This is a genomic window from Nonomuraea sp. NPDC050733 (genome assembly GCF_040654215.1).
In the GTDB taxonomy this organism is placed as follows: domain Bacteria; phylum Actinomycetota; class Actinomycetes; order Streptosporangiales; family Streptosporangiaceae; genus Nonomuraea.
This window is the reverse complement of the sequence record NZ_JBFAHO010000005.1, coordinates 74160-97135: the sequence shown is the minus strand read 5'-3', so window position 1 is coordinate 97135 and position 22976 is coordinate 74160. Positions and strand designations below refer to the sequence as shown.

The 22976-nt window shown below is 67.5% G+C and carries 14 protein-coding genes and 2 pseudogenes; 10 read left to right on the top strand and 6 right to left on the bottom strand.

The window, feature by feature from the left end:
• Positions 1-33 precede the first annotated feature (33 nt).
• The 4 genes and pseudogenes from mug to AB0H64_RS12160 all read left to right on the top strand — a co-directional run.
• Positions 34-537: a G/U mismatch-specific DNA glycosylase gene (mug, locus tag AB0H64_RS12175; RefSeq protein ID WP_357623125.1), complete on the top strand. Its 504-nt coding sequence runs from the start codon at positions 34-36 to the stop codon at positions 535-537.
• A 259-nt stretch (positions 538-796) separates the two neighbouring features.
• Complete coding sequence (locus AB0H64_RS12170) at positions 797-8089, top strand: LamG-like jellyroll fold domain-containing protein (RefSeq protein WP_357623123.1); 7293 nt, start codon at positions 797-799, stop codon at positions 8087-8089.
• A gap of 364 nt (positions 8090-8453) precedes the next feature.
• Positions 8454-8984, top strand: coding sequence for a hypothetical protein (locus AB0H64_RS12165; protein ID WP_357623121.1), 531 nt, complete (start codon positions 8454-8456; stop codon positions 8982-8984).
• A 141-nt stretch (positions 8985-9125) separates the two neighbouring features.
• A pseudogene (locus AB0H64_RS12160) lies at positions 9126-9299 on the top strand (transposase); the annotation flags it as partial.
• Between the two features lie 725 nt (positions 9300-10024).
• On the opposite strand, the pseudogene AB0H64_RS12155 reads toward AB0H64_RS12160, so the two are convergent.
• A pseudogene (locus tag AB0H64_RS12155) lies at positions 10025-10367 on the bottom strand (transposase family protein); the annotation flags it as partial.
• A 198-nt stretch (positions 10368-10565) separates the two neighbouring features.
• On the opposite strand from AB0H64_RS12155, the gene AB0H64_RS12150 reads away from it, so the two are divergent.
• On the top strand, positions 10566-10880 hold the full coding sequence (locus AB0H64_RS12150; protein WP_357623119.1) for a uracil-DNA glycosylase family protein: 315 nt from the start codon (positions 10566-10568) through the stop codon (positions 10878-10880).
• Between the two features lie 477 nt (positions 10881-11357).
• Here the strand turns inward: AB0H64_RS12150 and AB0H64_RS12145 are convergent, their stop codons facing one another.
• Entirely contained in the window at positions 11358-11918 is a 561-nt protein-coding gene (locus tag AB0H64_RS12145) for a TOPRIM nucleotidyl transferase/hydrolase domain-containing protein (RefSeq protein WP_357623117.1), read from the bottom strand.
• 172 nt (positions 11919-12090) lie between these two features.
• On the opposite strand from AB0H64_RS12145, the gene AB0H64_RS12140 reads away from it, so the two are divergent.
• Together AB0H64_RS12140 and AB0H64_RS12135 are read left to right on the top strand one after the other, a co-directional pair.
• Positions 12091-13926, top strand: a complete 1836-nt coding sequence (locus AB0H64_RS12140; RefSeq protein ID WP_357623115.1) for a glycoside hydrolase family 15 protein — start codon at positions 12091-12093, stop codon at positions 13924-13926.
• Between the two features lie 160 nt (positions 13927-14086).
• A complete protein-coding gene (locus AB0H64_RS12135; protein ID WP_357623114.1) occupies positions 14087-14899 on the top strand; it encodes a hypothetical protein in 813 nt (270 codons plus the stop codon).
• Positions 14900-15023: 124 nt separating this feature from the next.
• On the opposite strand, the gene AB0H64_RS12130 is transcribed toward AB0H64_RS12135, so the two are convergent.
• Together AB0H64_RS12130 and AB0H64_RS12125 are read right to left on the bottom strand one after the other, a co-directional pair.
• Complete coding sequence (locus AB0H64_RS12130; RefSeq protein ID WP_357623113.1) at positions 15024-15560, bottom strand: DUF1707 domain-containing protein; 537 nt, start codon at positions 15558-15560, stop codon at positions 15024-15026.
• 4 nt (positions 15561-15564) lie between these two features.
• Positions 15565-16314: a PadR family transcriptional regulator gene (locus AB0H64_RS12125; RefSeq protein WP_357623111.1), complete on the bottom strand. Its 750-nt coding sequence runs from the start codon at positions 16312-16314 to the stop codon at positions 15565-15567.
• 316 nt (positions 16315-16630) lie between these two features.
• On the opposite strand from AB0H64_RS12125, the gene AB0H64_RS12120 reads away from it, so the two are divergent.
• Both AB0H64_RS12120 and acnA read left to right on the top strand, forming a co-directional pair.
• A complete protein-coding gene (locus tag AB0H64_RS12120) occupies positions 16631-17359 on the top strand; it encodes a metal-dependent hydrolase (protein ID WP_357623110.1) in 729 nt (242 codons plus the stop codon).
• Between the two features lie 290 nt (positions 17360-17649).
• Positions 17650-20418 carry an aconitate hydratase AcnA gene (gene acnA, locus AB0H64_RS12115; RefSeq protein ID WP_357623109.1) on the top strand — a complete coding sequence of 923 codons (2769 nt, stop codon included), beginning with the start codon at positions 17650-17652 and terminating at the stop codon, positions 20416-20418.
• A gap of 49 nt (positions 20419-20467) precedes the next feature.
• Here the strand turns inward: acnA and AB0H64_RS12110 are convergent, their stop codons facing one another.
• Positions 20468-21268 (bottom strand): ABC transporter permease, encoded by an 801-nt coding sequence (locus AB0H64_RS12110; protein WP_357623107.1) that lies wholly within the window; start codon positions 21266-21268, stop codon positions 20468-20470.
• 13 nt (positions 21269-21281) lie between these two features.
• Complete coding sequence (locus tag AB0H64_RS12105; protein ID WP_357623105.1) at positions 21282-22199, bottom strand: ATP-binding cassette domain-containing protein; 918 nt, start codon at positions 22197-22199, stop codon at positions 21282-21284.
• A gap of 69 nt (positions 22200-22268) precedes the next feature.
• Here AB0H64_RS12105 and AB0H64_RS12100 point away from each other — a divergent pair, with 69 nt between their 5' ends.
• Positions 22269-22919 carry a TetR/AcrR family transcriptional regulator C-terminal domain-containing protein gene (locus AB0H64_RS12100; protein ID WP_357623103.1) on the top strand — a complete coding sequence of 217 codons (651 nt, stop codon included), beginning with the start codon at positions 22269-22271 and terminating at the stop codon, positions 22917-22919.
• Positions 22920-22976: the final 57 nt, after the last annotated feature.

Genomic DNA, 22976 nt, shown 5'->3' with positions numbered 1-22976 from the left:
CGGGCACCTTCCGGATCGGCTACCCTCCAGGGCGTGATCGACGACGTGCTCGGGCCCTCACTGGACGTCCTGTTCTGCGGCATCAACCCCGGCCTCATGTCGGAGGCCACCGGCCACCACTTCGCCCGCCCCGGCAACCGCTTCTGGCCCGCCCTCCACCTGTCCGGCTTCACGCCCCGCCTCCTGTCCCCGTCCGAACAGCACCTGCTCCCGTCGTACGGGCTGGGCATCACGAACGTGGTGGCCCGGGCGAGCGCGAAGGCGTCGGAGCTGACGCGGGAGGAACTGGTGGAGGGCGGCCGCCGGCTGGCTGCCTTGGTGGGGGAGGTCCGTCCCAAGGTGCTGGCGGTGCTGGGGGTGTCGGCGTACCGGACCGCTTTCGCCCGTCCCAAGGCTGCGGTGGGGTTGCAGGAGGAGTCGGTGGGCGGGGTGCCGGTGTGGGTGCTGCCTAATCCGAGCGGGTTGAACGCGCACTGGACGTTGGCGGGGATCGCGGAGGAGTTGCGGCGGGTACGCGGGCACATTGGCCGGACGTGATTGGCACGTTCTCACGGAGGGTTACGTACCTGATAGGGCCGGTTTCCGGTTTGTGACCTTTGCCCTCTTGCTGTGTGGATCACGATCTATTTACCTTGATCGTCAGATAGTGATCTGCTCCGAGCCACCTGGCTAGGCACCTGCATGCCGCGGCGGAGAGCGACGTCCAGTGTCCTTTGGTCGCCGTTTGTGGTTCGGAGTGTGATGACGCATGCGCCGTAGTCTGTCGTGGGCTCGTTCGGCTGCGCGGTCGGTTGTCGTGGTTGTCGGGGTGCTGCCGGGGTTGGTCGCGTTACAGGCGTTGCCGGCGTCGGCGATGGTTGCCGCGCAGGTGGCCTTGGCTGCTGACGCGGGGATGGCTCCGGTGCTCCCTCGGCAGATGTCGGGGTCGGCGCAGGGTGTGCCGTCTTTGGTGGCCGCGACGCACTTGGCGGCGGTGTCGGCTCCGGCGGATGGGTGGAAGGCACAGGTCGCTGCTCCGAAGGGCGCGGTTCCGGCTGAGCAGCGGTTGACGCAGTCGTCTGCGGCGACGGCCTCGGAAGCGACCAAGGATGATCTGCCGGCGGGTGTGCGGAATGCCGAATCCGCTGATAGCGCGGTGCTCTCGGTGCCGGTGCTGGACAACGTTTACCCCCGCAATGGGGAGTTGGTCGACTCCTTGATGCCGGTGTTGCGGGCTTGGGGGCAAAGCACCAGCGGCTCGTCGGTGTCGTACTCGTTCACGATCTGTGACGTCAAGTCGATGTCCGGCACGGGCTGTACGTCGTCGGGCTATGTGGCGGGCAACCGCAACAACTGGAGCGTTCCGGCGGGCAAGCTGGCGTGGGGCAAGCAGTACTGGTGGCAGGTGACCGCCCGGGACAACCTGGACAGCTCGACCACCACCTCGCCGGTGTTGACATTCACCACGGGTGTTCGCCAGCCTGTGGTCACGTCGTGGCTGGGGCAGTCGATTACCAGCGGCCGGGAGTTCGATCAGCAGTCGGGCAACTACACCACGTCGTTCACTGATCTGTCGGTGGCCACGGCGGGGGCACCGTTGTCGGTGGTGCGGACCTACAACAGCATGGACCCGCGCACGGATGGGATCTTCGGTGCGGGCTGGTCGACGCGCTGGGACATGAAGCTGGTCAAGGAGGTCCGCGGCGCGGCGACCTCGGCGCTGGTGACGTATCCGGACGGGCGTCAGGTGCGGTTCCGGGCAAACGGGGATGGCTCGTTCCAGCCGCCGCCGGGCATGTACGCCACGCTGGCGCAGCAGAGCGGCGGCACCTGGAAGCTGATGGACAAGCAGGCCACCAGCTACCTGTTCGATGACCAGGGCCGGCTGACGAAGGTGAGCGACCAGCGTAACCGCAGCCAGGAGTTGTCCTACGGCGGTGACGGCAAGCTGGCGAAGGTGAGCGGGGTTGGCGGCAGGTCGCTGACGTTCACCTGGACGGGCAACCACGTTCAGACGGTGTCCAGCGACGCTGTCGATGGCAAGCCGCTGACGTGGACCTACGGCTATGAGGACAACCGGCTGACGCAGGTGTGCGCGCCGGTGGCGACGCCGAACTGCACCAGCATCGAGTACGGCAGCGGGTCGCTGTATCGCAGCGGCGTTCTCAACACAGACCCGGTCGGTTACTGGCGTCTGGGTGAGGCGACCGGGACGACGGCCGAGGACGTGGGCACGAGCGGCGGGGATGCCACCTATCAGGGTGTGACGCTGGCCCAGCAGGGTGCGCTGACGGGGACGTCGGACACCGCGGCCAAGTTCGGTCCGGGTGCGCTGGTCAAGCTGCCGTCGCACACGATCGCGCGTCTGGGTGACCAGATGTCGGTGGAGGCGTGGTTCAAGACCAGCCAGTCGGGGGTGATCCTGGCTGCTGGCACGGGTGAGAGCAGCGGCATCGCCAAGGGGGCGATGGTCTACGTCGGCACCGACGGCAAGCTGCGCGGCTCGCTGGACGCGGTCACCGCACCGATCACCTCCGCCCAGCCGGTCAACAACGATCAGTGGCATCACGTGGTGCTGACCGTCTTGGGTGCGAATCAGACGCTGTTCCTGGACGGCCAGCAGGTCGGCACGATGACCGGGCAGGTGACGGCGTGGCGGCAGTTCGCCAGCGTCGGCAACGGTGTCACCGATCCGGCCAAGTCGCCGGCGGTGCCGTCCACGTCGCAGGCGTTCCCGTTCCAGGGGACGATCGACGAGGTCGCGGTGTACGGAGCGCCGCTGACTGCGGCGGAGGTGGCGGGGCATTACGCGGCGCGTGGCGGTGCGCCGTACAAGCTGTCGAAGATCACGCTGCCGTCCGGGCGGGTGTGGGCGTCCAACACCTACGACGACAAGACCGACCGGATCGCCACGCACGTCGACAACCACGGCGGTACGTGGAAGATCGGCCCGATCTCTGTCCAGCAGGAGTACGGCGAGGCGCAGGTCACCGTCACCGACCCTGGCACCAAGACGCTCAAGTACCTGTATGACGCCTGGCGCGGCTATCGCATCCGCGGCGAGACCGACCAGCTCGACAAGACAACCTGGTACGAGTACGACCAGGCCGGCTTCCTGAACAAGATCATCGACCGCAACAATATCGCCAACGAGATCTACCAGGACAAGCGCGGCAACACCCTCGGCCGCCAGTACTGCCGCGCACCGGGCGAGTGCGCGATCGAGTTCTGGACCTACTACCTCAACGCCAACGACGCCTTCGACCCGCGCAACGACCAACTGATCGCCTACCGCGACGGCCGCTCGGCCAGCGACACCGACAACACCTTCGCCGCCGTCACCGAATACAACAGCTTCGGTGAGCAGACCAAGCAAACCACTCCCGCCACGACCGACTTCCCCAACGGCCGCTCCACCTCGATCGCCTACACCGACGGCACGGAGCCTGCGGTCGGTGGCGGCACCACTCCGGCCGGTCTGGTAGCGAAGAAGACCGACGCACGCAGCAACTCGTGGACGTACCGGTACACGGCGGCAGGTGACCTGGCCGAGCAGACCAACCCGACCGGCCTGGTCACGAAGCTCGAGTATGACGCAATCGGCCGTCTGTTGACGTCCACGCAGGTGTCGCAGGCGTACCCGGACGGGGTGAAGACGACCTTCACCTACGACGGGCTCAGCCGACTGGTGACGGCTGCGGAGCCGGGGGTCAAGAACGAGGTCTCCGGGGTCACGCACACCAAGCAGACGACGTTCGGCTACGACCCGGACGGCAACCAGCTGACCGAGAAGGTCGCCGACCTGACCGGCGGCGACGCCGAACGGACCACCACCTACACCTACGACACCCACGGCCGCCAGGACTCCGTCACCGGCCCCGAAGGGGGCGTCGTCCGGCAGGACTGGAACCAGCGCGGCTTGCCGACCCGCATCACCGACGTCCGCGGCACCATCATCGACAACGGCTACACCGACCGCGGCGAACTGGCGACGCGCACGCTGAAGGGCTGGACGGACAGCCCTGTCAACCCACAGCCGGCCAAGGACGTGGTACTGGAGTCCCGCGGCTACGACCCCGCCGGGCGACTCACCTCCACCGTCGATGCGATGGGCCGCAAGACCACCAACGTGTACTGGATGGACAACCGGCTCAAGCAGAAGATCGCCGACGACGCCAAGCTGAACGGCAACACCACCACCCGAGACGTCGTCCTTGAGGCCCACGAGTACGACCCGGCCGGCAACCTGGTCGAACAGACCACCGGCGGCGGCCTCACCACCACCATCTACGACTACGACGCCGCCAGCCGGCTCATCGACCAGATCCTGGACCCGGACAACCTCGCCCGCAAGACCGCGTTCGCCTACGACGCAAACGGCAACGTGCTTCGCAAGACGCTGACTGGTGCCGGCACGTCCCGCTCTGAGGTGACCGAGTACGTCTACGACAAGATGAACCTGGTCACCAAGACGACGGTGGAGAACGGCGCCGACGACATCGTCTCGACCTCGGACTACGACGATCGAAGCCTGGCCGTCGCGGCCACGGACCCGCGCGGCAACACCACCGGAGCGGATAAGGCTGCGTTCACCTCGACGCTGCGCTATGACGCGCTGGGCCGGTTGGTGGAGGTGACGGGTCCGCAGGTGAAGGTGGACAAGGCCGGCTCGTCTAGCGATGTGCGTCCGTCGGCCCGTTACGGCTACGACACGTTCGGGGCTACCACCCATGAGCGGGATGCCGAAGGGCGGACGGTCACGTCGGTGTTCGACAAGGCCGGCCGCCTGGCGAGCAAGAGCGCCCCGCCGTACACGCCGCCGGGCGGCACCGTGATCACATCGAGCACCTCGCACGGCTATGACAAGGCCGGTCAGCTGATCCGCACCACGGACCCGCGTGGCTACACCAGCACGTTCGAGTACGACCAGTTGGGTCGTCAGGTGCGGGTGACGGATCCGGCGCCAGAAGGTGAGACGCCGGGCCGGTGGGTCGCCGAGTATGACCTGGCCGGGGAGCAACGTGCGGCGGTGGACCCGACCGGTGCGCGGAGCGAGGCAACCTACGACGACCTCGGGCACAAGATCACCGAGACGCAGGTGGAGCGCAAGCCCTCCGCCGCGGCGTACACCACGAAGCTGGAGTATGACGATGCCGGCCGCTTGATCAAGTCGGTGGCCCCGGGCAGCCGAACAACCACGTATAAGGTTAACGCGGCTGGTGAGCCGATCGAAAAGACTGACCCGGTTGTTACGACCACCAACACCACAAAGACGGACTACGATCCGGCTGGTCGCCCAACCAAGATCACTGATGGGTTGGGAAATGCCACGTTGGCGGAGTATGACCTGGCCGGCCGCAAGATCGCGGTCAAGGACCTGAGCTCAACCGGGACGGTGCTGCGCACGATGAGCACCGGCTACGACCCGGCCGGCAACTCCACCACCCTGACCTCCGGTGAGGGGCACGTGACCAAGCAGACCTTCGATGCCCTCAACCGGATGACCAGCCTGATCGAGCCGGTCAAGGACGGCGAGAGCATCACCACGTCGTTCGGCTACGACGCCACCGGCGCTCGCACCCGCCTGACCGACGGCCGCGGCAACGCCACCTGGACGACGTACAACACGCTCGGTCTGGTGGAGACGGTGACCGAGCCGTCCACCACCGCCCACCCGGACGCCGCCGACCGTACCTGGACGGCCGGATACGACCAGGCCGGCAATCCGACCGCGCTCATCCAGCCCGGCGGGGTGCGCATCGACCGCACCTTCGACCACCTCGGCCGCCTGACCAAGGAGACCGGCGGCGGTGGCGGGGCGACCAGCGCGGAGCGCAGCTTCGGCTACGACCTGGCCGGCCGGCAGACCACGATCGGCGACCTGACCGTCGACTACAACGACCGTACGCTCCCGTTGTCCATCAAGCAGGGCACTGCCCAGCAGACCGGCTACGCCTATGACGAGCTGGGCAACCCCACCCAGCGCGTGGACGCGGCCGGCACAGCCACCTTCGCCTGGGACAACGCAGGACGGTTGTGGACCGCCACCGACCCGGTCACCACCCGCAAGATCACCTACGACTACGACCAGGCCAACCGCCTCAAGACGATGACCGCCAAGGTCGGCACCACCTCCGCCGACACCCAGGTCTTGACCTACGACGACATGGACCGCCCCAAGACCCACACCCTCAAGTCGAGCACGGGTGCCCAGTTAGCCAACATCACCTACGGCTGGGACAAGGACGACAACCTCACCACCAAGACCACCGCCGGCCTGGCCGGGGCGGGCACCAACACCTATGGCTACGACCACGCCGGACGGCTCACCTCCTGGACCGCCCCCGGCGGCGCCAAGACCCTGTACGAGTGGGACGCGGCCGGCAACCGCACCAAGGCCGGCGACAAGACCTACACCTACGACGAACGCAACCGCCTCACCTCAGGCGACGGCTCCACCTACACCTACACACCCCGGGGCACCCTGGCCACCGAGACCAAGAACGGATCCACGACCCAGCTCACCTTCGACGCCTTCGACCGCCTCATCGCCGACGCCGAAAGCCTCTACAGCTACGACTCCCTCGACCGCGTCACCACCCGCACCCGCGGCACCACCAAGCAGACCTTCGCCTACGCCGGCCTGACCAACGACCTGGCCGGGATCAGCGACACCAGCGGCGCAGTCCAAGCCAAATACGGTCGCGACCCGCTCGGCGGCCTACTCGGCCAGAAGGAAGGCACCAACCCCGCCCTATCCACCCTGACCGACCTGCACGGAGACCTGGTCGCTACCTACACCATCACAGCCATCGCCACCACCACCAACTATGACCCCTTCGGCGCCATCACCGCCCAAACCGGTGCCAAGACCACCCTCGGCTACCAGGGCGCCTACACCGACCCGGACACCGGCAAGGTCAACATGCACGCCCGCTGGTACCAGCCAGGAACAAGTGCCTTCACCAGTCGCGACACTGCCAACCTCATCCCCAACCCCTCCGTCCAGGCCAACCGCTACACCTACGCCAACGCCTCACCCCTCACCGGCATCGACCCAACCGGCCACGCCACCGTCATTACCGACGGCGTCGGTGGAGTCGGGATGACCCCCACCTACTCCGGCTCGGCAGTCGGAGGAGTCTGGGGCACCCCCTACGGACCCGTCCGCGACGACTATGAGGTCGGCGACATGTGCGCATGGGCTGGCACTTGCTTCGGCGCAGACGAAATTGTGTGGCTTGCCCCTCAAGTCGCCCCCGAATGGTATTTCGAGAACTATGTCCTGCGGGACAATCCCCTGATGAACGACGAAGAAGCGAAACGAGCCGGCGTCATGCCGAACGGCATGACGGCTCCAAAGGGCTTCTGGGACATGAGTGCCAAACAGCGCGCTGATTTCACTCGGCTCGCCTCGTGGGTAAATTTTATCAATCCTTCTATTTCACAAGAAGAACTGCTCGGAATTGGAGGAGATCCGGCCGCCGGGGGAAAGAGCGGGCCGTCATACTATGACATGTACAAGCAGCTCATCCCTTATCAAAATAGAATTAAAGAGGCTGCCGATTATTATAAAGTCGACAAAGTATTCTTAACTGCTGTTCTTGTTTACGAATTACAGCGCGATGAGACCAAACTGTACATGAGAAATCGTAAGGGGACTACGACGCTAACCCTGCTGGCTAAAGGAATGAATGGCTCCTTTGGTCTGCCACAGCTTGAACCCTATAAGGTGCAAAAGGCGCACGAAAGATATTTTGGTGTGGCGATCAGTGAGAAACAAGCTCTGAAAATGATAATACAAGATCCCATTGGGGCGGCTGCACTGTATATGCGGTTCCTGCATGACACGGTCGAGATTCCGACCGTGAGCGGCGGTACTAGGAGATTGACCTGGGCGGAAACGGCGGTTGCCTATTGTGGGTGTTCGGGAGCGACTCGTAATGCCAGCGACCACAGGTGGAGCACTAATAAGCTGGTGACATGGCTAGGCGGTACCAGTCGTTATCCGCAGACGAGTAGTAGGTTTGAGGCTGCAAAGCGCCGGGACGCGATGGAGGGTGATGGTTGGGCGGCGAATGCGGCCCGCGAATTCTGGGTGTTCGCCTGACGGCCATGCTGTACGAAATGCTCGGTCCTGATTGCGCAACTTCGCCATCGATGCTGTACACCTTGCCGGAGTCGCCAACCTCGCCCAAGCCAACCGGCATCTCTCCTGAGACACCGCCCGCGCCCTGACTATCCTCAGACTCACGTGATCAACTGACCTCCCCGGAGCCTTGGGCCCTGGGGAGAGGGCCAATGCCCAGCTCACGGGCTGGCGGCTTCTTCGCGAACTGCGATACTGCTCCCTACGAGGCCGGACAGCTATGCAAGACGATTGCCATCCTACAGAACTACGAGCCGCCAGAGGATGAAAAGGACTTCAGTGATGTATGCTGACCCGGCAATGGCTGTGCTAAGGAAGCGTGGCCATGTCCGATCGTAACGGGCAAGGTTTCGTGATGACTGATAAGCGCCGTTCTGCTATAGCCGTGGTGAGTGCTGCAACGAGGGTCGTATCGATCGCTGTTTGCGTATTACTTCTCCTGACAGGATGCGGATCCTGGTTCCAAAAAACGATTAGGGCTGAGGAGGGTGCACTTAGCGAGGTGCGTAGCGTGGGCCGTGTCGTTGCGCAAACCACCGAGGATCCCGTATATCGAGACGTTATCCAAATCGAGGACGTCCTTGTAATGGATGTCGACGCCTCGGCTGCCGATGCAGATATGGATGTTGCGCGTCGGCTGCTCGAGCAGCGTGGATGGGATTTCATAGAGAAGGTGGGAAGCCGTACACTCATGAACTCTACGCGCTGGAAAGATACAAGTTTGACTATCGAGCCATTTCAGAAAGATGATACGTATGCCGGCTCTTGGCGGGAATATATAGCACAGAAAGTCCAAGTTGAGCCGGTTGGTCGCAACAAATATTTGCTTGTAGTGGTTAGCCGCTCGCATCCATGAAGCATTGATGTGCCACTTTTGACCAGAGTCGTGATCGCCGAGTTGTTGTGGCTGGTCTCTGGCGTGATGCGACTTGAATGTGGTCACACCTCTTGGTCGGCCTGGCTCTGGTGTCGACGCTGGTGCCGTCAGGGTGGCCGAATGCCCCCTCGCCGCCATCCCTCGGACCTGACCGACGCGCAATGGGAGCTGATCGAGCCCTTACTCCCCGAGCCGAACACCGGCGGGCGTCCGGAGAAGCATCTGCGCCGGGAGATCGTCAACGCGATCTTGTATGTGGTCCGATCCGGTTGTCCCTGGCGCTATCTGCCACGGACCTGACGCCCTTTATGTGGAATCAGAGCTTGGAGGTCAAGCCGTATCCGCCCCGGTTTCGAAGACGGGCGGCATGGGTCCTCCATCAGCCGCGCAAACCCCACGAGTCCAAGCCCGAGTAGATGTAGGCCGTCTGGCACTGAGGTGATCTCGTGCGCCCAGTAGAACAGGAGGTGAAGCCGTGACATAGCGGCTCATGGTGTTGTTCGTAAGCTCGTCGTCGCTTGCCGGTGGAAGTCCGGTCCGGGTAGCTGCCAGGAGGCCCGGTAGCAGGCTGGCGGCTTCGTCTGGAAACGGGCGGGGTCGAAGCCCAGCGTCAAAGGCCCTGTTCATGGGGGAGCGACGGTGCGGTCCCTAGCATGAAGCGAAGCCTGCGGCGTCGTTACTCAGCCCGCCCTTTGGGTGGGACAAGGGAGTGCCGAGCCTCTCGAAACCGCGGCGAAGGCCATGGACGCGGTGAAGAGCCTGGAAGCGCAGCCGTCAAGGACTCCTCGGCGTATGGGGCGCGGAACGCATCGACAGTGGCGGCGGGAACTGGGGAGGCCTCCCCGGCCCGGCAACCTGCGGACATATGGGTGTTGCTGGAGCGTCGCGCCCCATAACCGGTCGGAGCCGGGAAATGGGCAGCGAGCCGGGTGGGCGTCGGAGGCGGCCGTAGTACCGATCGAGCCGACCGGACAACATAACCGGTGGTGAGGGGAAGGACCGCTGCTTCGCAGGCGACGTAGAATGCCCCAGATCCGGGCGGCTTTGAGGTCGTGCACCGCGCCGGGCAAGGAGCCGGAGGTCCACAGCGGTGTGCCGCCGGGAGCGGCTAGGACCTGGATGTTCATGCCGTGCTTGTTGTGCTTGTCGGAGTAGAAAGGCCGGTCGGCGGCCACTCGGGCGATGAGGATGAGCGTGCCGTTCAGCACCAGAGGGGTAGCCGGCGCGCTTGGCCTCGCGGATGTAGCGCCAGGCGGTTGCGATGCCGACGCCGAAGCCAGCGGCGACTTCGGCCAGGGTCTCGCCTTTACGCAGGTGGACGAGCACTGGCGGGGCCTGCCGCCCTGAGGTGAGGCGGCGCCACGGTTATAAGCCCTCACTGAGACCGTCATGGGGGCCCACGATGTCGGCATCTACGGCCATCACTTCGCGGCCGGTACGAGTTCGGCCTAGTCGCGAGGCGCGACGTCGTAAATGACCACGGCCGTCACGTGGGTTGGGCACCTCCTCCTATAACGCCGCAGGAGCGGGTCCGGCAGCATGATGGCAGGGTGTTGTCTGGTGCTGTTGACTAACGTGGTGGCCCGGGCGAGCGCGAAGGCGTCGGAGCTGACGCGGGAGGAACTGGTGGAGGGCGGCCGTCGGCTGGCTGCCTTGGTGGGGGAGGTCCGTCCCAAGGTGCTGGCGGTGCTGGGGGTGTCGGCGTACCGGACCGCTTTCGCCCGTCCCAAGGCTGCGGTGGGGTTGCAGGAGGAGTCGGTGGGCGGGGTGCCGGTGTGGGTGCTGCCTAATCCGAGCGGGTTGAACGCGCACTGGACGTTGGCGGGGATCGCGGAGGAGTTGCGGCGGGTGCGCGAGCACATCGCTCGGCCGTGATTGGCATGTTCTCCCGGAGGGTTTACACAGCCGACAGGGCTGGGCTCCGGTTTGTGGCCTGTGCCTTCTTGGTGTGCGAATCATGGTGCGTTGCTCAAGCGGTCAGCAGGAGTCCTTCGCGCTCGCCCGCGCCGCCACGTCAGGCAACTGCTACAAACAACAGGACTGCGGCATGATGGCAGGGTGTTGTTTGGAGCTCTCTGAGGTTCTCGTCGTTTTCCGGTGGAATTCCGGCCCGGGTGGCTGCCAGGAAGGCCCGGCAGCAGGCTTGCGGTCTCGGCTGGATACGGGCGGGGTCGAAGCCCAGAGTCAAAAGCCATGCTGGGGGAGCGACGGTGCGGTCCGTAGCATGAAGCGAAGCGCCTTCGGGTGAGACAAGGAGTGCCGAACCGCGGGCGCTTCTGGGACGGAGCCCGGGGACGTCAGCATCTTCAAGCACTGAAGCCGCCCACCCCTCAAACTCCGCCTTCGACTGCCTCATAGGTGGGCCAGCAACATGTCCAGCGGTCGCGGTACGCGATCGAGATCGAGGGCCGCGACGAGCCGGGCGGAGTAGCGGATCTTGCGGCCGCTGCCTGAGCCCATGAACCGGCGCAGCTGGTCGTGAGTACTTCTCCCACGCCATGTGGGTTGCTTCTGCAGCGTGCGGAACGAGCTGAGTTCGCCCTCGGCATCGACGACGCGCTCAACCGTGGTGGTCCCGAGCGCGCGGATCAGCTCGTCCTCCAGGTCGGCGACGCACACGAAGAACCCGAGCGCCTCCAGATCGCTCTGGCTGAGATCGGAGCCGAGGCCGGCGCGCTCGAGAGCCCTCCGGTAGTCGCCTTCCTCCCCGACGTCGCACAGACCGGCCAGCCGGAGGTTGCGACCGGGAGGGCCGAACCTGCCGACATACGTCCCGATGTTCGTGGCACCGCCCATCGCCACAAGGGAGATGCCTTCGGCCGCCAGGTTCCGGCCACGGCGCTCGGCCAACGCTTCGATGGCCGACTTGTCGCTGGCGCCCTCGACCAGGACCACGGTCTGCGTGTCGCTCACGAGCCCACCCTTGCATCGAACCTGAAGAGGTTCATCCCCTTTTATGCGTGGAAGGCCGCCTGGCTTCCCCCGCGATCGCCAAGGACGGAATCCCGGCAGCCGGTGACGGCCCGTGACGGGCGGCGTAGCACCATGGACAGGGGGACAGCCGACGTCCGGGGAGGCCGCCACGATGGCCGTGACATTCGATCACCAGGGCCCGTCCAGGGCCTCCCGCTACCTGCCCATCGCCGAGCACGGCCTGATCGGCGACCTGCGTACCGTCGCCCTGGTCGGCACCGACGGCACCATCGACTGGTACTGCTGCCCGTCCTTCGACTCGCCCAGCGTCTTCGCCTCCATCCTGGACGCGGACCGGGGCGGCGCGTTCGAGCTGTGCGCCACCGTGCCCGCGCGGACCAAGCAGTTCTACTTCCCCGACACCAACGTGCTGATCACCCGCTTCTTCACCGGGGACGGGGTGGGCGAGATCCAGGATTTCATGCCGGTGACCGGCGACGACGTGGAAGCCGACCGGCACCGGCTGATCCGCCGCGTCCTCTGCGTACGCGGGCAGATCCCTTTCCGGGCGAGGGTGGCGCCCCGGTTCGGCTACGGCGCCGAGCCGCACGAGGTGACCCGGCGCGACGGCCTCGTCGTCTTCTCCTCCGCCGACCTGTCGCTCGCGCTGACCGCCACGGTTCCCGTCGAGTGCGACCAACGCGACGCGCACGCCGACTTCACGCTGAAGGAGGGGGAGTCCGCGGTGTTCGCGCTGGACCGGGTCCGCGCCGACGTGTCGCCGCGCGGGTGCCCGCACGAGGAGGCGGAGGACGAGTTCAACGCCACGGTACGGTTCTGGCGGCGCTGGCTGTCCGCCTCGCGCTACCGCGGCCGCTGGCGCGAGATGGTGCACCGCTCGGCGCTCACCCTCAAGCTCCTCACGTACGCGCCCACGGGGGCGATCGTCGCCGCGCCCACGACCAGCCTGCCCGAGCAGCTCGGCGGCGAGCGCAACTGGGACTACCGCTACCTGTGGGTACGCGACGCCGCCTTCGCCGTCTACGCGCTGCTGCGGCTGGGCTTCACCGGCGAGGCCGAGGCGTTCATGAACTTCCTCACCCGACGCGTCTGCCGCCACGAGGACGGCCCGTCCGGGCCCCTCCAGATCATGTACGGCATCGACGGCCGCACCGACCTGCCCGAACGCGAGCTGACCCACCTGGAGGGACACCAGGGCTCGGCCCCCGTCCGGGTCGGCAACGCCGCCGCCGACCAGCTCCAGCTCGACATCTACGGCGCGCTCATCGACTCGGTCTACCTCTACGACAAGTGGGGCCAGCCGATCTCCAGCGACCACTGGGACGACGTCTGCGCCCTGGTGGACTGGGTCTGCGCCCACTGGAACCAGCCGGACGAGGGCGTCTGGGAGACACGTGGCGGCCGCAAGAACTTCCTGTACTCGCGGCTGATGTGCTGGGTGGCGATCGAGCGCGCCATGCGGATGGCCCGGCGCCGCGGCCTGCCCGCCGACATCCCGCGCTGGCGCGACACCCGCGACGTGATCTACCGGGAGCTGATGCGGCGCGGCTGGTCGTCCACGCGGGGCGCGTTCGTGCAGCACGAGGACGACGACGTCCTGGACGCCGCCGTCCTGATGATGCCGATGGTCAAGTTCATCTCGCCCACGGACCCGAAGTGGCTGTCCACCCTCGACGCGCTTACCGCCGACCTGGTGTCGGACTCCCTCGTCTATCGCTACGACCCGGAGGCCAGCCCCGACGGCCTGCGCGGGGAGGAGGGCACGTTCTCGATCTGCTCGTTCTGGTACGTCGAGGCACTCGTACGGGCGGGCCGCGTGGAGGAGGCGCGGCTGGCTTTCGAGAAAATGCTCACCTACGCCAACCACGTGGGCCTGTACGCGGAAGAGATCGGGCAGAACGGCGAGCAGCAGGGCAACTTCCCCCAGGCCTTCACCCACCTGGCCCTGATCAGCGCCGCCTTCAACCTGGACCGCGCCCTCGGCTGACTCCGCAACCGGGCCAGAGGGCTCGTGATGTCAAGGATTCACGCCTACGTTCAGCAGGCCGAGAATCCGGTGCTTCTTCGCAAGCTCCTCATGGGCTGGCGACGGGCAACTGTACGGTTGACGGTCTGCGTCCTGTCACTTCACGTACAAGGGGTTGGCCATGCCGTTACGACCGGTTCGCCATATCGCCTCCATAGCCGCAGTGGTCATTGTGCTGGTCGAGGGCGTGCATTTTCTCGCCGACGATCCTGAGCATTTCGCCGAGGTGTACAGCGGAGCGGTCCAGATGGCGCATCCGGAACATTGGATGGGCGACTCCGGTGCCGAGATCGGCATCCTGTCCACTGACCTGGCCTTCACAGCCGATGAGTACGGTTCCCCGAACGCCGGCTTCCTCCACGGCTCGATCAGTATGAATGCCCTGCGGATTCTCCGCGTCGAGCCGCTCCCACGCACGAAGATGACCGGCATGCTTCAGGAGTTTCGGGGTGGAGGAGGGGCGGACGACGACGCGAAGAGGCGGGGCCGCAGCGAGCTGGCGAGTCTGCCCGACAACGTGTTCGCGACGGCGATCATCGAGCTGGCCCGGCCATTGGACGAGCGGCAACTCGACACGACGTTCCCCGGACTCCTCGCCACGAAAGGCGATGGCATGTATCTGTTCCTGTCCGGCGTGGACAAGGGGATGACGAAGCCGGTCTTCTGGCGGTCGTGCGCGGTCTATCGCCCCTCCGAGTGTGAGCAGAAGTCCGGCTTGGAGCTGTATCGCCGGTGGGTGTCCGAGCTTCGCCGGCTGGACGGGATCGGTCTCGCGCAATTGGACCTGGACATCGACCGGTTGCGAGAGGCAGCGCGGGAAGGGCGTGTCTACGGCATGCTCACCTACGGCTATCCCGGATCCCGGCTGTCGGAGATGCTGGACCTGCCCGCGGTTCGTACGATCCGCATCGTTGAGACACGAACCATCGGCTGATCGGGTGGGCGGCGGCTTCCACGGGGGCGCGGTGCGCCGCGGTCCCGCCCCGGGGAGCCGCCCGGCCGACTTCCCGGTCAGCCCGACCTGATCGGCGCATTCACGCGACCACCGCCGGAGCGGGTCACTGGCGGTTGCTGTGGCGGTGGATCAGGGAGAAGACCATGCCGACGATCCAGACCACGAACAGCACCTTGAACACGCCCCACCCGCCGAAGATCATGCCCAGGATGAGGAACACCGCGAGCACCGGCAGGAACGGTTTCGGGCCGTGGCGGCGGCCCTGGTGGCGCATGTCGCGGTAGGCGCGGCGCATGTCGCGGTGGGCGTGGCGCCCCTGCTCCATCTGCTGCCGGTGGGCGTGCATCGCCGCCTTCCAGTCGTCCATGCCCGGGATCGGTGTCGCGGGCGGGCCGGGGTGGACGGCGGGGGAGCCGGGCAGGTCGGCCGTGACCTGCGCCAGGTCGCCGGCGGTGCGCGCGGCCAGCGCCCGGTCGAGGCGCTCGTCGAGCTCCTCGTGGTCCAGGCGGCCCTGCGCGAAGTGCTCGCGCAGGGCGGCCATCGTCTGCTCGCGTTCGGCGTCGCCGATGCGGAGATCCTTGGGGTCCATGGCAGGGGCCTCCCTCTCTCCGAGCCGGCTGTCCGTTGCGAAGCCGGTCATGCGGTCACTCCTCGCCCGGGTCGCCGTCGGCCAGGATCTGGTAGAGCTTGCGCCGGGTCTCTACCAGAGTCTTACGCGCTTCGCGGATCTGTGCGTCGGTTCCGGTCTGGAGAACTTGAACCATCGCGAAAGCGGACTGCCGGGCGATGTCCCACAGATCGGCCGCGTTGTCGTCGATGTCGGGGCGCATCTCGTCCCACGGGGTGCGGATCTCGTCGCCGTGGGCGTCGATGTACGCGCGGCCCTCGTCGGTGAGGCGGAAGGTCTTGCGGCCCTCGTTCTCCTCGGCGACGACCAGGCCCTCGTCGGTGAGCTGCTGGAGCGCCGGGTAGACGGCGCCGGGGCTGGGCTTCCAGCCGCCCTCGCTGCGCTCGGCGATCTCCTGGATGATCTGGTAGCCGTTGCGCGGCTCCTCGGAGAGCAGGGCCAGGATCGCGGCGCGCACGTCGCCCCGCTTGGCCTTGCGGCCCCGGCCGCCCCAGCCGCGGTGGCCGAACGGCCCGCCAGGACCGAACGGCCCCCCGGGGCCGAACGGGCCGCCCTGACCCCAGGGGCCCCGGCCGAACTCGGGCGGGAACGGACGCCGGGCGCGCGGCCTCTCCTCGTGCGGGTGGTGGTGATCGTGGTGACGGCGGTGTCCCGCCTCCTCCCAGGCTCCTGCCGTGGCCCTGAGCGCTCTGATGGCCTCACGGGCGGCCCGCTTGAACTCACGCGCGTCGGGCCACTGCCCGCCGGCTGCATGTGCTGTGGTCATGATATTTCCTCCTCTGAGATACCTCGCGACTGTTCGCGATGCTTCAACGATATATCGGAAGTATGTCGTCTGCAACGCTCCCGGGGGAGTGAGACAGATCACGAAAAAGTCGCGGAATTCGGGAACAGGATCCGGAACGGGGTCGTTGTTCAGTGCAGACGAGGTCGTTCCGCGTCGGCAGGGCTGGGGGGTGCTGTCGCCGTGGAGACGACCTCGTCTGCGTTTCCGGACGGTTCTCGGACGCATGCGGGCCGGGTACGGGACCGTTCCCGTACGGCACGCTCACCTGTCGCCGCTTTGCCGTACAGTCCGGATCATGATGGGGCACACGCACGCGATGACGGGGGCCATCGCATGGTTGGGGCTGGCGCCGGGGCTCGCGGCGCTGCCGATGGTGACGGAGTCGTCCCGGTTCATCGAGACCGGGATCATGGCCAACGCGCTGACCCCGGCGGAGCTCATCGCCGGCGCGCTCGTCTGCGCGGGCGCCGCGATGCTGCCCGACCTCGACCATCCCAGCGCGACGATCGCGCAGACGTTCGGGCCCGTGACGTGGCTGCTGAGCAAGGCGGTCTGCTGGGCGAGCGGCGGGCACCGGGGCGCCACGCACTCGCTGGTGTTCGCGGTCGCGCTCGGGTTCGGGGCGCACTGGCTGGCCGGCGCCTACCCGATCGGGCGCGACATCATGGTGGTGCTGCTCATCGGGCTCGCCTTACGCGCCATCGGCATCGGCATTCCCGGCAACAAGCTCGGCTCGGCGGTGGTCAACATCGGTCTCACCGCCGGCCTGTACGCCGTCTTCCTCTCCCAGGGGGTCGGGTACGCCTGGCTCGGCATGGCCGTGGCCCTCGGCTGTCTGATCCACGTGGTGGGCGACTGCATGACCGAGCGCGGCTGCCCGGTGCTCTGGCCGATGTCGGTGAAGTTCTTGCTGCCGTGGAAGATCGGCATCAAGACCGGCAAGAAGTTCGAGCAGAAGATCCTCGCGCCCTTGCTGTCGGTCGCCATCATCGCCCTGCTGTTCCTCCGCCTCGCCCCCGTGTAGCCCTCCGGAGTCCTGTGCGGCCCGTCCGGAGTCCCCGTGTCACCTGGCCGAACTCCTCTCCCGGGCCCCCACTCTCTCCGTTTAACTTGATGTCGAGATACTTTTCGCGATATCTTGACGTCGAGACACCGCTGCAACCGCCGGTTAGGGTCACCTAACGTGCTGATCAGTCCCGGGGTGCGGCAGGATTCAACTGGGAGCGAATCCGGCATAGCGCGCGGAATGCCGCGGGCAGGCAGCCGCGAGCGTCCCCACGATCACGCAATGGTCTATGGAGGAGGCGAATCACCGTGTCCGCGAACAGCTTCGGCAGCCGTGACACGCTACGCGTCGGCGACGCGTCGTATGAGATTTTCCGGCTGGACGCCGTCGAGGGCGCTGCCCGCCTCCCGTACAGCCTGAAGATCCTGCTGGAGAACCTGCTCCGCACCGAGGACGGCGCCAACATCACCGCCGACCACATCCGGGCGCTCGGCGAGTGGGACCCGAGCGCGGCGCCCAGCGTCGAGATCCAGTTCACCCCCGGCCGCGTCATCATGCAGGACTTCACCGGCGTGCCCTGCGTCGTCGACCTGGCCACCATGCGCGAGGCCGTGCGCGACCTCGGCGGCGACGCGGCCCGCATCAACCCGCTGGCCCCCGCCGAGATGGTCATCGACCACTCGGTCATCGTCGACTACTTCGGTCACCCCGACGCCTTCCGGCGCAACGTCGAGCGGGAGTACGAGCGCAACCGCGAGCGCTACCAGTTCCTGCGCTGGGGCCAGACCGCCTTCGACGAGTTCAAGGTCGTCCCGCCCGGCACCGGCATCGTGCACCAGGTCAACATCGAGCACCTGGCCCGCGTGGTCATGACCCGCGACGGCAAGGCGTACCCCGACACCTGCGTCGGCACCGACTCCCACACCACGATGGAGAACGGCATCGGCGTCCTCGGCTGGGGCGTCGGCGGCATCGAGGCCGAGGCCGCGATGCTCGGCCAGCCGATCTCCATGCTGATCCCGCGCGTGGTCGGCTTCAAGCTGAGCGGCAAGCTGCCCGCCGGCGCCACCGCCACCGACCTGGTGCTGACCATCACCGAGATGCTGCGCAAGCACGGCGTGGTCGGCAAGTTCGTCGAGTTCTACGGCGAGGGCGTCTCGTCCGTGCCGCTGGCCGACCGGGCCACGATCGGCAACATGAGCCCCGAGTTCGGCTCCACCTGCGCGATCTTCCCGATCGACGGCCAGACCGTCGACTACCTGCGCCTCACCGGCCGCTCCGAGGAGCAGATCGCCCTCGTCGAGGCGTACGCCAAGGCGCAGGGCCTGTGGCTGGACCCGGCCGCCGACGAGCCGGTCTTCTCCGAGTACCTGGAGCTCGACCTCGGCACGGTCGTCCCATCGATCGCCGGCCCGAAGCGCCCGCAGGACCGCATCGCGCTGTCCGAGGCGAAGAGCGCCTGGCGCGCGGCCGTCAAGGACTACGCGCCGAGCGTGCTCGGCCCCGCGGACGAGGCGTCCGACGAGTCGTTCCCCGCCTCGGACTCGCCGGCGATCAGCCACGACAGCGACGGCGACCAGCCGCACGCCGCCCAGCTCAACGGCTCGCGCCCGCACAAGAAGGTGCCGGTGACCCTGGCCGACGGCACCTCGTTCGAGATCGACCACGGCATCGTCGCCATCGCCGCGATCACCTCGTGCACCAACACCTCCAACCCGTTCGTCATGCTCGGCGCCGCCCTGCTGGCCCGCAACGCGGTGGAGAAGGGCCTGACCCGCAAGCCGTGGGTCAAGACCTCCCTGGCGCCCGGCTCGCAGGTCGTCACCGGCTACTTCGAGCGCTCGGGCCTCCAGCCGTACCTCGACAAGATCGGTTTCAACCTCGTCGGCTACGGCTGCACCACCTGCATCGGCAACTCGGGCCCGCTGCCCGAGGAGATCTCCGAGGCGGTCCAGGCCAACGACCTCGCGGTCACCGCCGTGCTGTCCGGCAACCGCAACTTCGAGGGCCGCATCAACCCCGACGTCAAGATGAACTACCTGGCCTCGCCGCCGCTCGTCGTGGCGTACGCGCTGGCCGGCACCATGGACATCGACCTCGACAACGAGCCGCTCGGCACGGGCGCCGACGGGCAGCCGGTGTTCCTGCGCGACATCTGGCCGTCGCCGGAGGAGATCTCGGCTGTCGTCCACTCCTCGATCGGCCGCGACATGTTCGAGCGCGACTACGCCGACGTGTTCAAGGGCGACGACCACTGGCGGTCGCTGCCGATCCCCACGGGTAACACGTTCGAGTGGGACCCGTCGTCCACGTACGTCCGCAAGGCCCCGTACTTCGACGGCATGCCGGAGAAGCCCGAGCCCGTCACCGACATCGCCGGCGCCCGGGTGCTGGTCAAGGTGGGCGACTCGGTCACCACCGACCACATCTCGCCGGCCGGCTCGATCAAGGTCGGCACCCCGGCCGCGCAGTACCTCCAGGCCAACGGGGTCGAGGTCAAGGACTTCAACTCGTACGGCTCGCGGCGCGGCAACCACGAGGTGATGATCCGCGGCACGTTCGCCAACATCCGCCTGCGCAACCAGATCGCGCCGGGCACCGAGGGCGGCTACACCCGCGACTTCACCCAGGCCGACGCCCCGGTGTCGTTCATCTACGACGCCTCCGTCAACTACGCCGCCGCCGGCACACCGCTCGTGGTGCTGGCCGGCAAGGAGTACGGCTCGGGCTCCTCGCGCGACTGGGCGGCCAAGGGCACGGCGCTGCTCGGCGTCCGCGCCGTCATCGCCGAGTCGTACGAGCGCATCCACCGCTCCAACCTCATCGGCATGGGGGTGCTCCCGCTGCAGTTCCCCGAGGGCGCCACGGCCGAGTCGCTGGGGTTGACGGGCGAGGAGACGTTCGACATCACCGGGGTGGAGGAGCTCAACAAGGGCGGCATCCCGCGGACCGTGCACGTCAAGGCCGGTGACGTCGAGTTCGACGCGGTGGTCCGCATCGACACGCCGGGCGAGGCCGACTACTACCGGCACGGCGGCATCATGCAGTACGTGCTGCGCTCGCTGCTGGCCAAGTAGCGCCACCGAGGACGCCGTCCCCGCACGGCGGGGGCGGCGTCCTCGCGTTTCACCGGTCCATGGTCCGGTAACGGTGCACGGCCAGCGGCAGGAACACCACGAGGATCCCCACCGACCAGATCAGGCTCGCGCTCACCGGATGTCGGAGCGGCCAGGCCGAGGAGACCGAGGTGGGGTTGCCGAAGAGGCCGCGGGTGGCGGCGACGACGGCGCTCATGGGGTTCCAGTCGGCGACGGGCTTGAGCCAGACCGGCAGCCCCTCGGTGGGGACGAACGTGTTGGCCAGGAACGTCATCGGGAACAGCCAGCCGAACGTGGCCGCGTCCGCCTGCGCGCCGCTCTTGATCCACAAGCCGATGTACGTGCCCACCCAGATCATCGCGAACCCGAACAACGCCAGCAGCCCGAACGCCGCCACCGTGTCTCCGAGGCTCCCGTGTGCCCGCCACCCGGCGATCAGCACTCCGGCCAGCACCATGGCGGCCAGCGACAGCAGGTGCATCGACAGGTCGGCGACGCTGCGCCCGACGAGCACGGCGCTGCGGGCGATGGGCTGGGCACGGAATCTGTCGATGATGCCGCGTGCCATGTCCTCGCCCACGGTGGTGGCGGCCGAGGTCGCGGTCATGGCCATGACCTGCATGAAGATGCCGGGCATGAGGTAGTTGCGATAGTCGCCCCCGCCCGGCAGCACGATCGCGCTGCCGAAGACGTAGCCGAACAGCACGGTCATGATCACGGGGAACACCAGGAAGCCGACGATCTCGCCCGGCTGGGCCTTCAGCCGCGAGTAGGTGCGGCCCGCGATGGTGAGGGAGTCGAGCAGGGTCCAGCGCAAGGTCTCGTACATCGATGGGCTCCTTTCAGGCCGTCAGGCGGAGGAAGACCTCGTCGAGCGTGGGCCGCCGCAGCGCCAGGTCCTCCACGGGGATGCCGGCCGCGTCCAGCGCGCCGGCGATGCGGATGAGCGACTGCGCGCCGTCGGCCGCGGGAACGGTCACCTGCCGCCCCTCGGCGCTCTCGACCTCCGGCGTCCCGGTGCTCCGGAGCAGCCGCAGCCCCGTGTCGACGTCACCCGGCTCCCGGAAGACGATCTGTACCCGGTCGCCGCCGATCGTCCGCTTCAGTTCCTCAGGCGAGCCTGCGGCGGCCACGGCGCCTTCCCTGAGCACCACGACCTGGTCCGCCAGCTGGTCGGCCTCGTCCAGGTACTGCGTGGTCAGCAGGAGCGTGGTGCGCTCCTTGACCAGCTCGCGCAGCAGCTCCCACAGCTGCATCCGGCTGCGCGGGTCGAGTCCGGTGGTGGGCTCGTCCATGAACAGCACCGGCGGTGACACGATCAGGCTCGCGGCCAGGTCGAGCCGCCGCCGCATGCCCCCGGAGTACTCCTTGACCGGCCGCCGTGCCGCGTCCGCGAGCCCGAACCGCTCCAGCAGCTCGCCGGCCCGGCGCCTCGCCTCCGCCCGGGACAGGTGGTAGAGCCGGCCGAACATCTCCAGGTTGCGCCGGCCGGTGAGCAGCTCGTCCGCGGCGGCGTGCTGACCGGCCAGGCCGATGCGGAAGCGCAGGCGCGCCGCGTCGCGCACCACGTCGAGCCCGTCCACCTCGGCCCGGCCGCCGTCGGGCCGCAGCAGCGTGGTGAGGATGCGCACGGCCGTGGTCTTGCCCGCGCCGTTCGGCCCGAGCAGGCCGCAGACCGTGCCCTTCTCGACGCGCAGGTCGATGCCCGTGAGCGCTTCCCGGTCCCCGTAGCGCTTGCGTAAGCCCTCCACGCGGATCATCCCGATCCTCCTTAACGACGTTAAATCTAACAACGTTAAGGATCGTTGAACGGCGTTAAGCTGTCAACCGTGGCACTGGAGAAGGGCACCATCGTCGCGACCGCGCTGCGACTGCTGGACGAGGGCGGGCTCGACAAGCTCACGCTGCGGCGGCTGGCCGGGGAGCTGGGGGTGCAGGCGCCCGCCCTCTACTGGCACTTCGGGAGCAAGCAGGACCTGCTGGACGCCATGGCGGCGCAGATGATGCGTGAGCGGCCCGCGCCGCCGGTGTTCACCGACCCGGCGCGGTGGCGCGCGTGGGTCGCCGCCCGCGCCCGCAACGACCGCGCGATGCTCAACGCCCGCCGCGACGGGGCCCGGCTGGCCGCGGGGACGCGGCCGTCGGCCGAGCTGTTCGCAGAGGTGGAGCGGGCCGTGGCGGCGCTGGAGTCGGCCGGGTTCACGGCGGAGGAGGCGATGCTCGGGCTGTCCGCGGTCAGCGGGTACGTCGCGGGCTTCGTGCTGGAGGAGCAGGCCGACCGGGCGCGGGACGACGCGGAGGGGCCACCGGACCGGGAGGCGTTCGCGCGGGCGTACCCGCGGCTGATGGCGGCCCTGGAGCGGATCGGCGACCCCCAGGGGGACGAGGCCTTCGAGGGCGGGCTCGCGCTGATCCTGGACGGGCTGGAACGGCGGCTGGCCTCCCGCGACTCGGCCGGCCTCCCGGGGCCGGCCGAGTGACACCTGGCGAAGGCGTGCGATTCCCCCGGGGCGGCCCTGCCTCTGGCAGGATGGGAG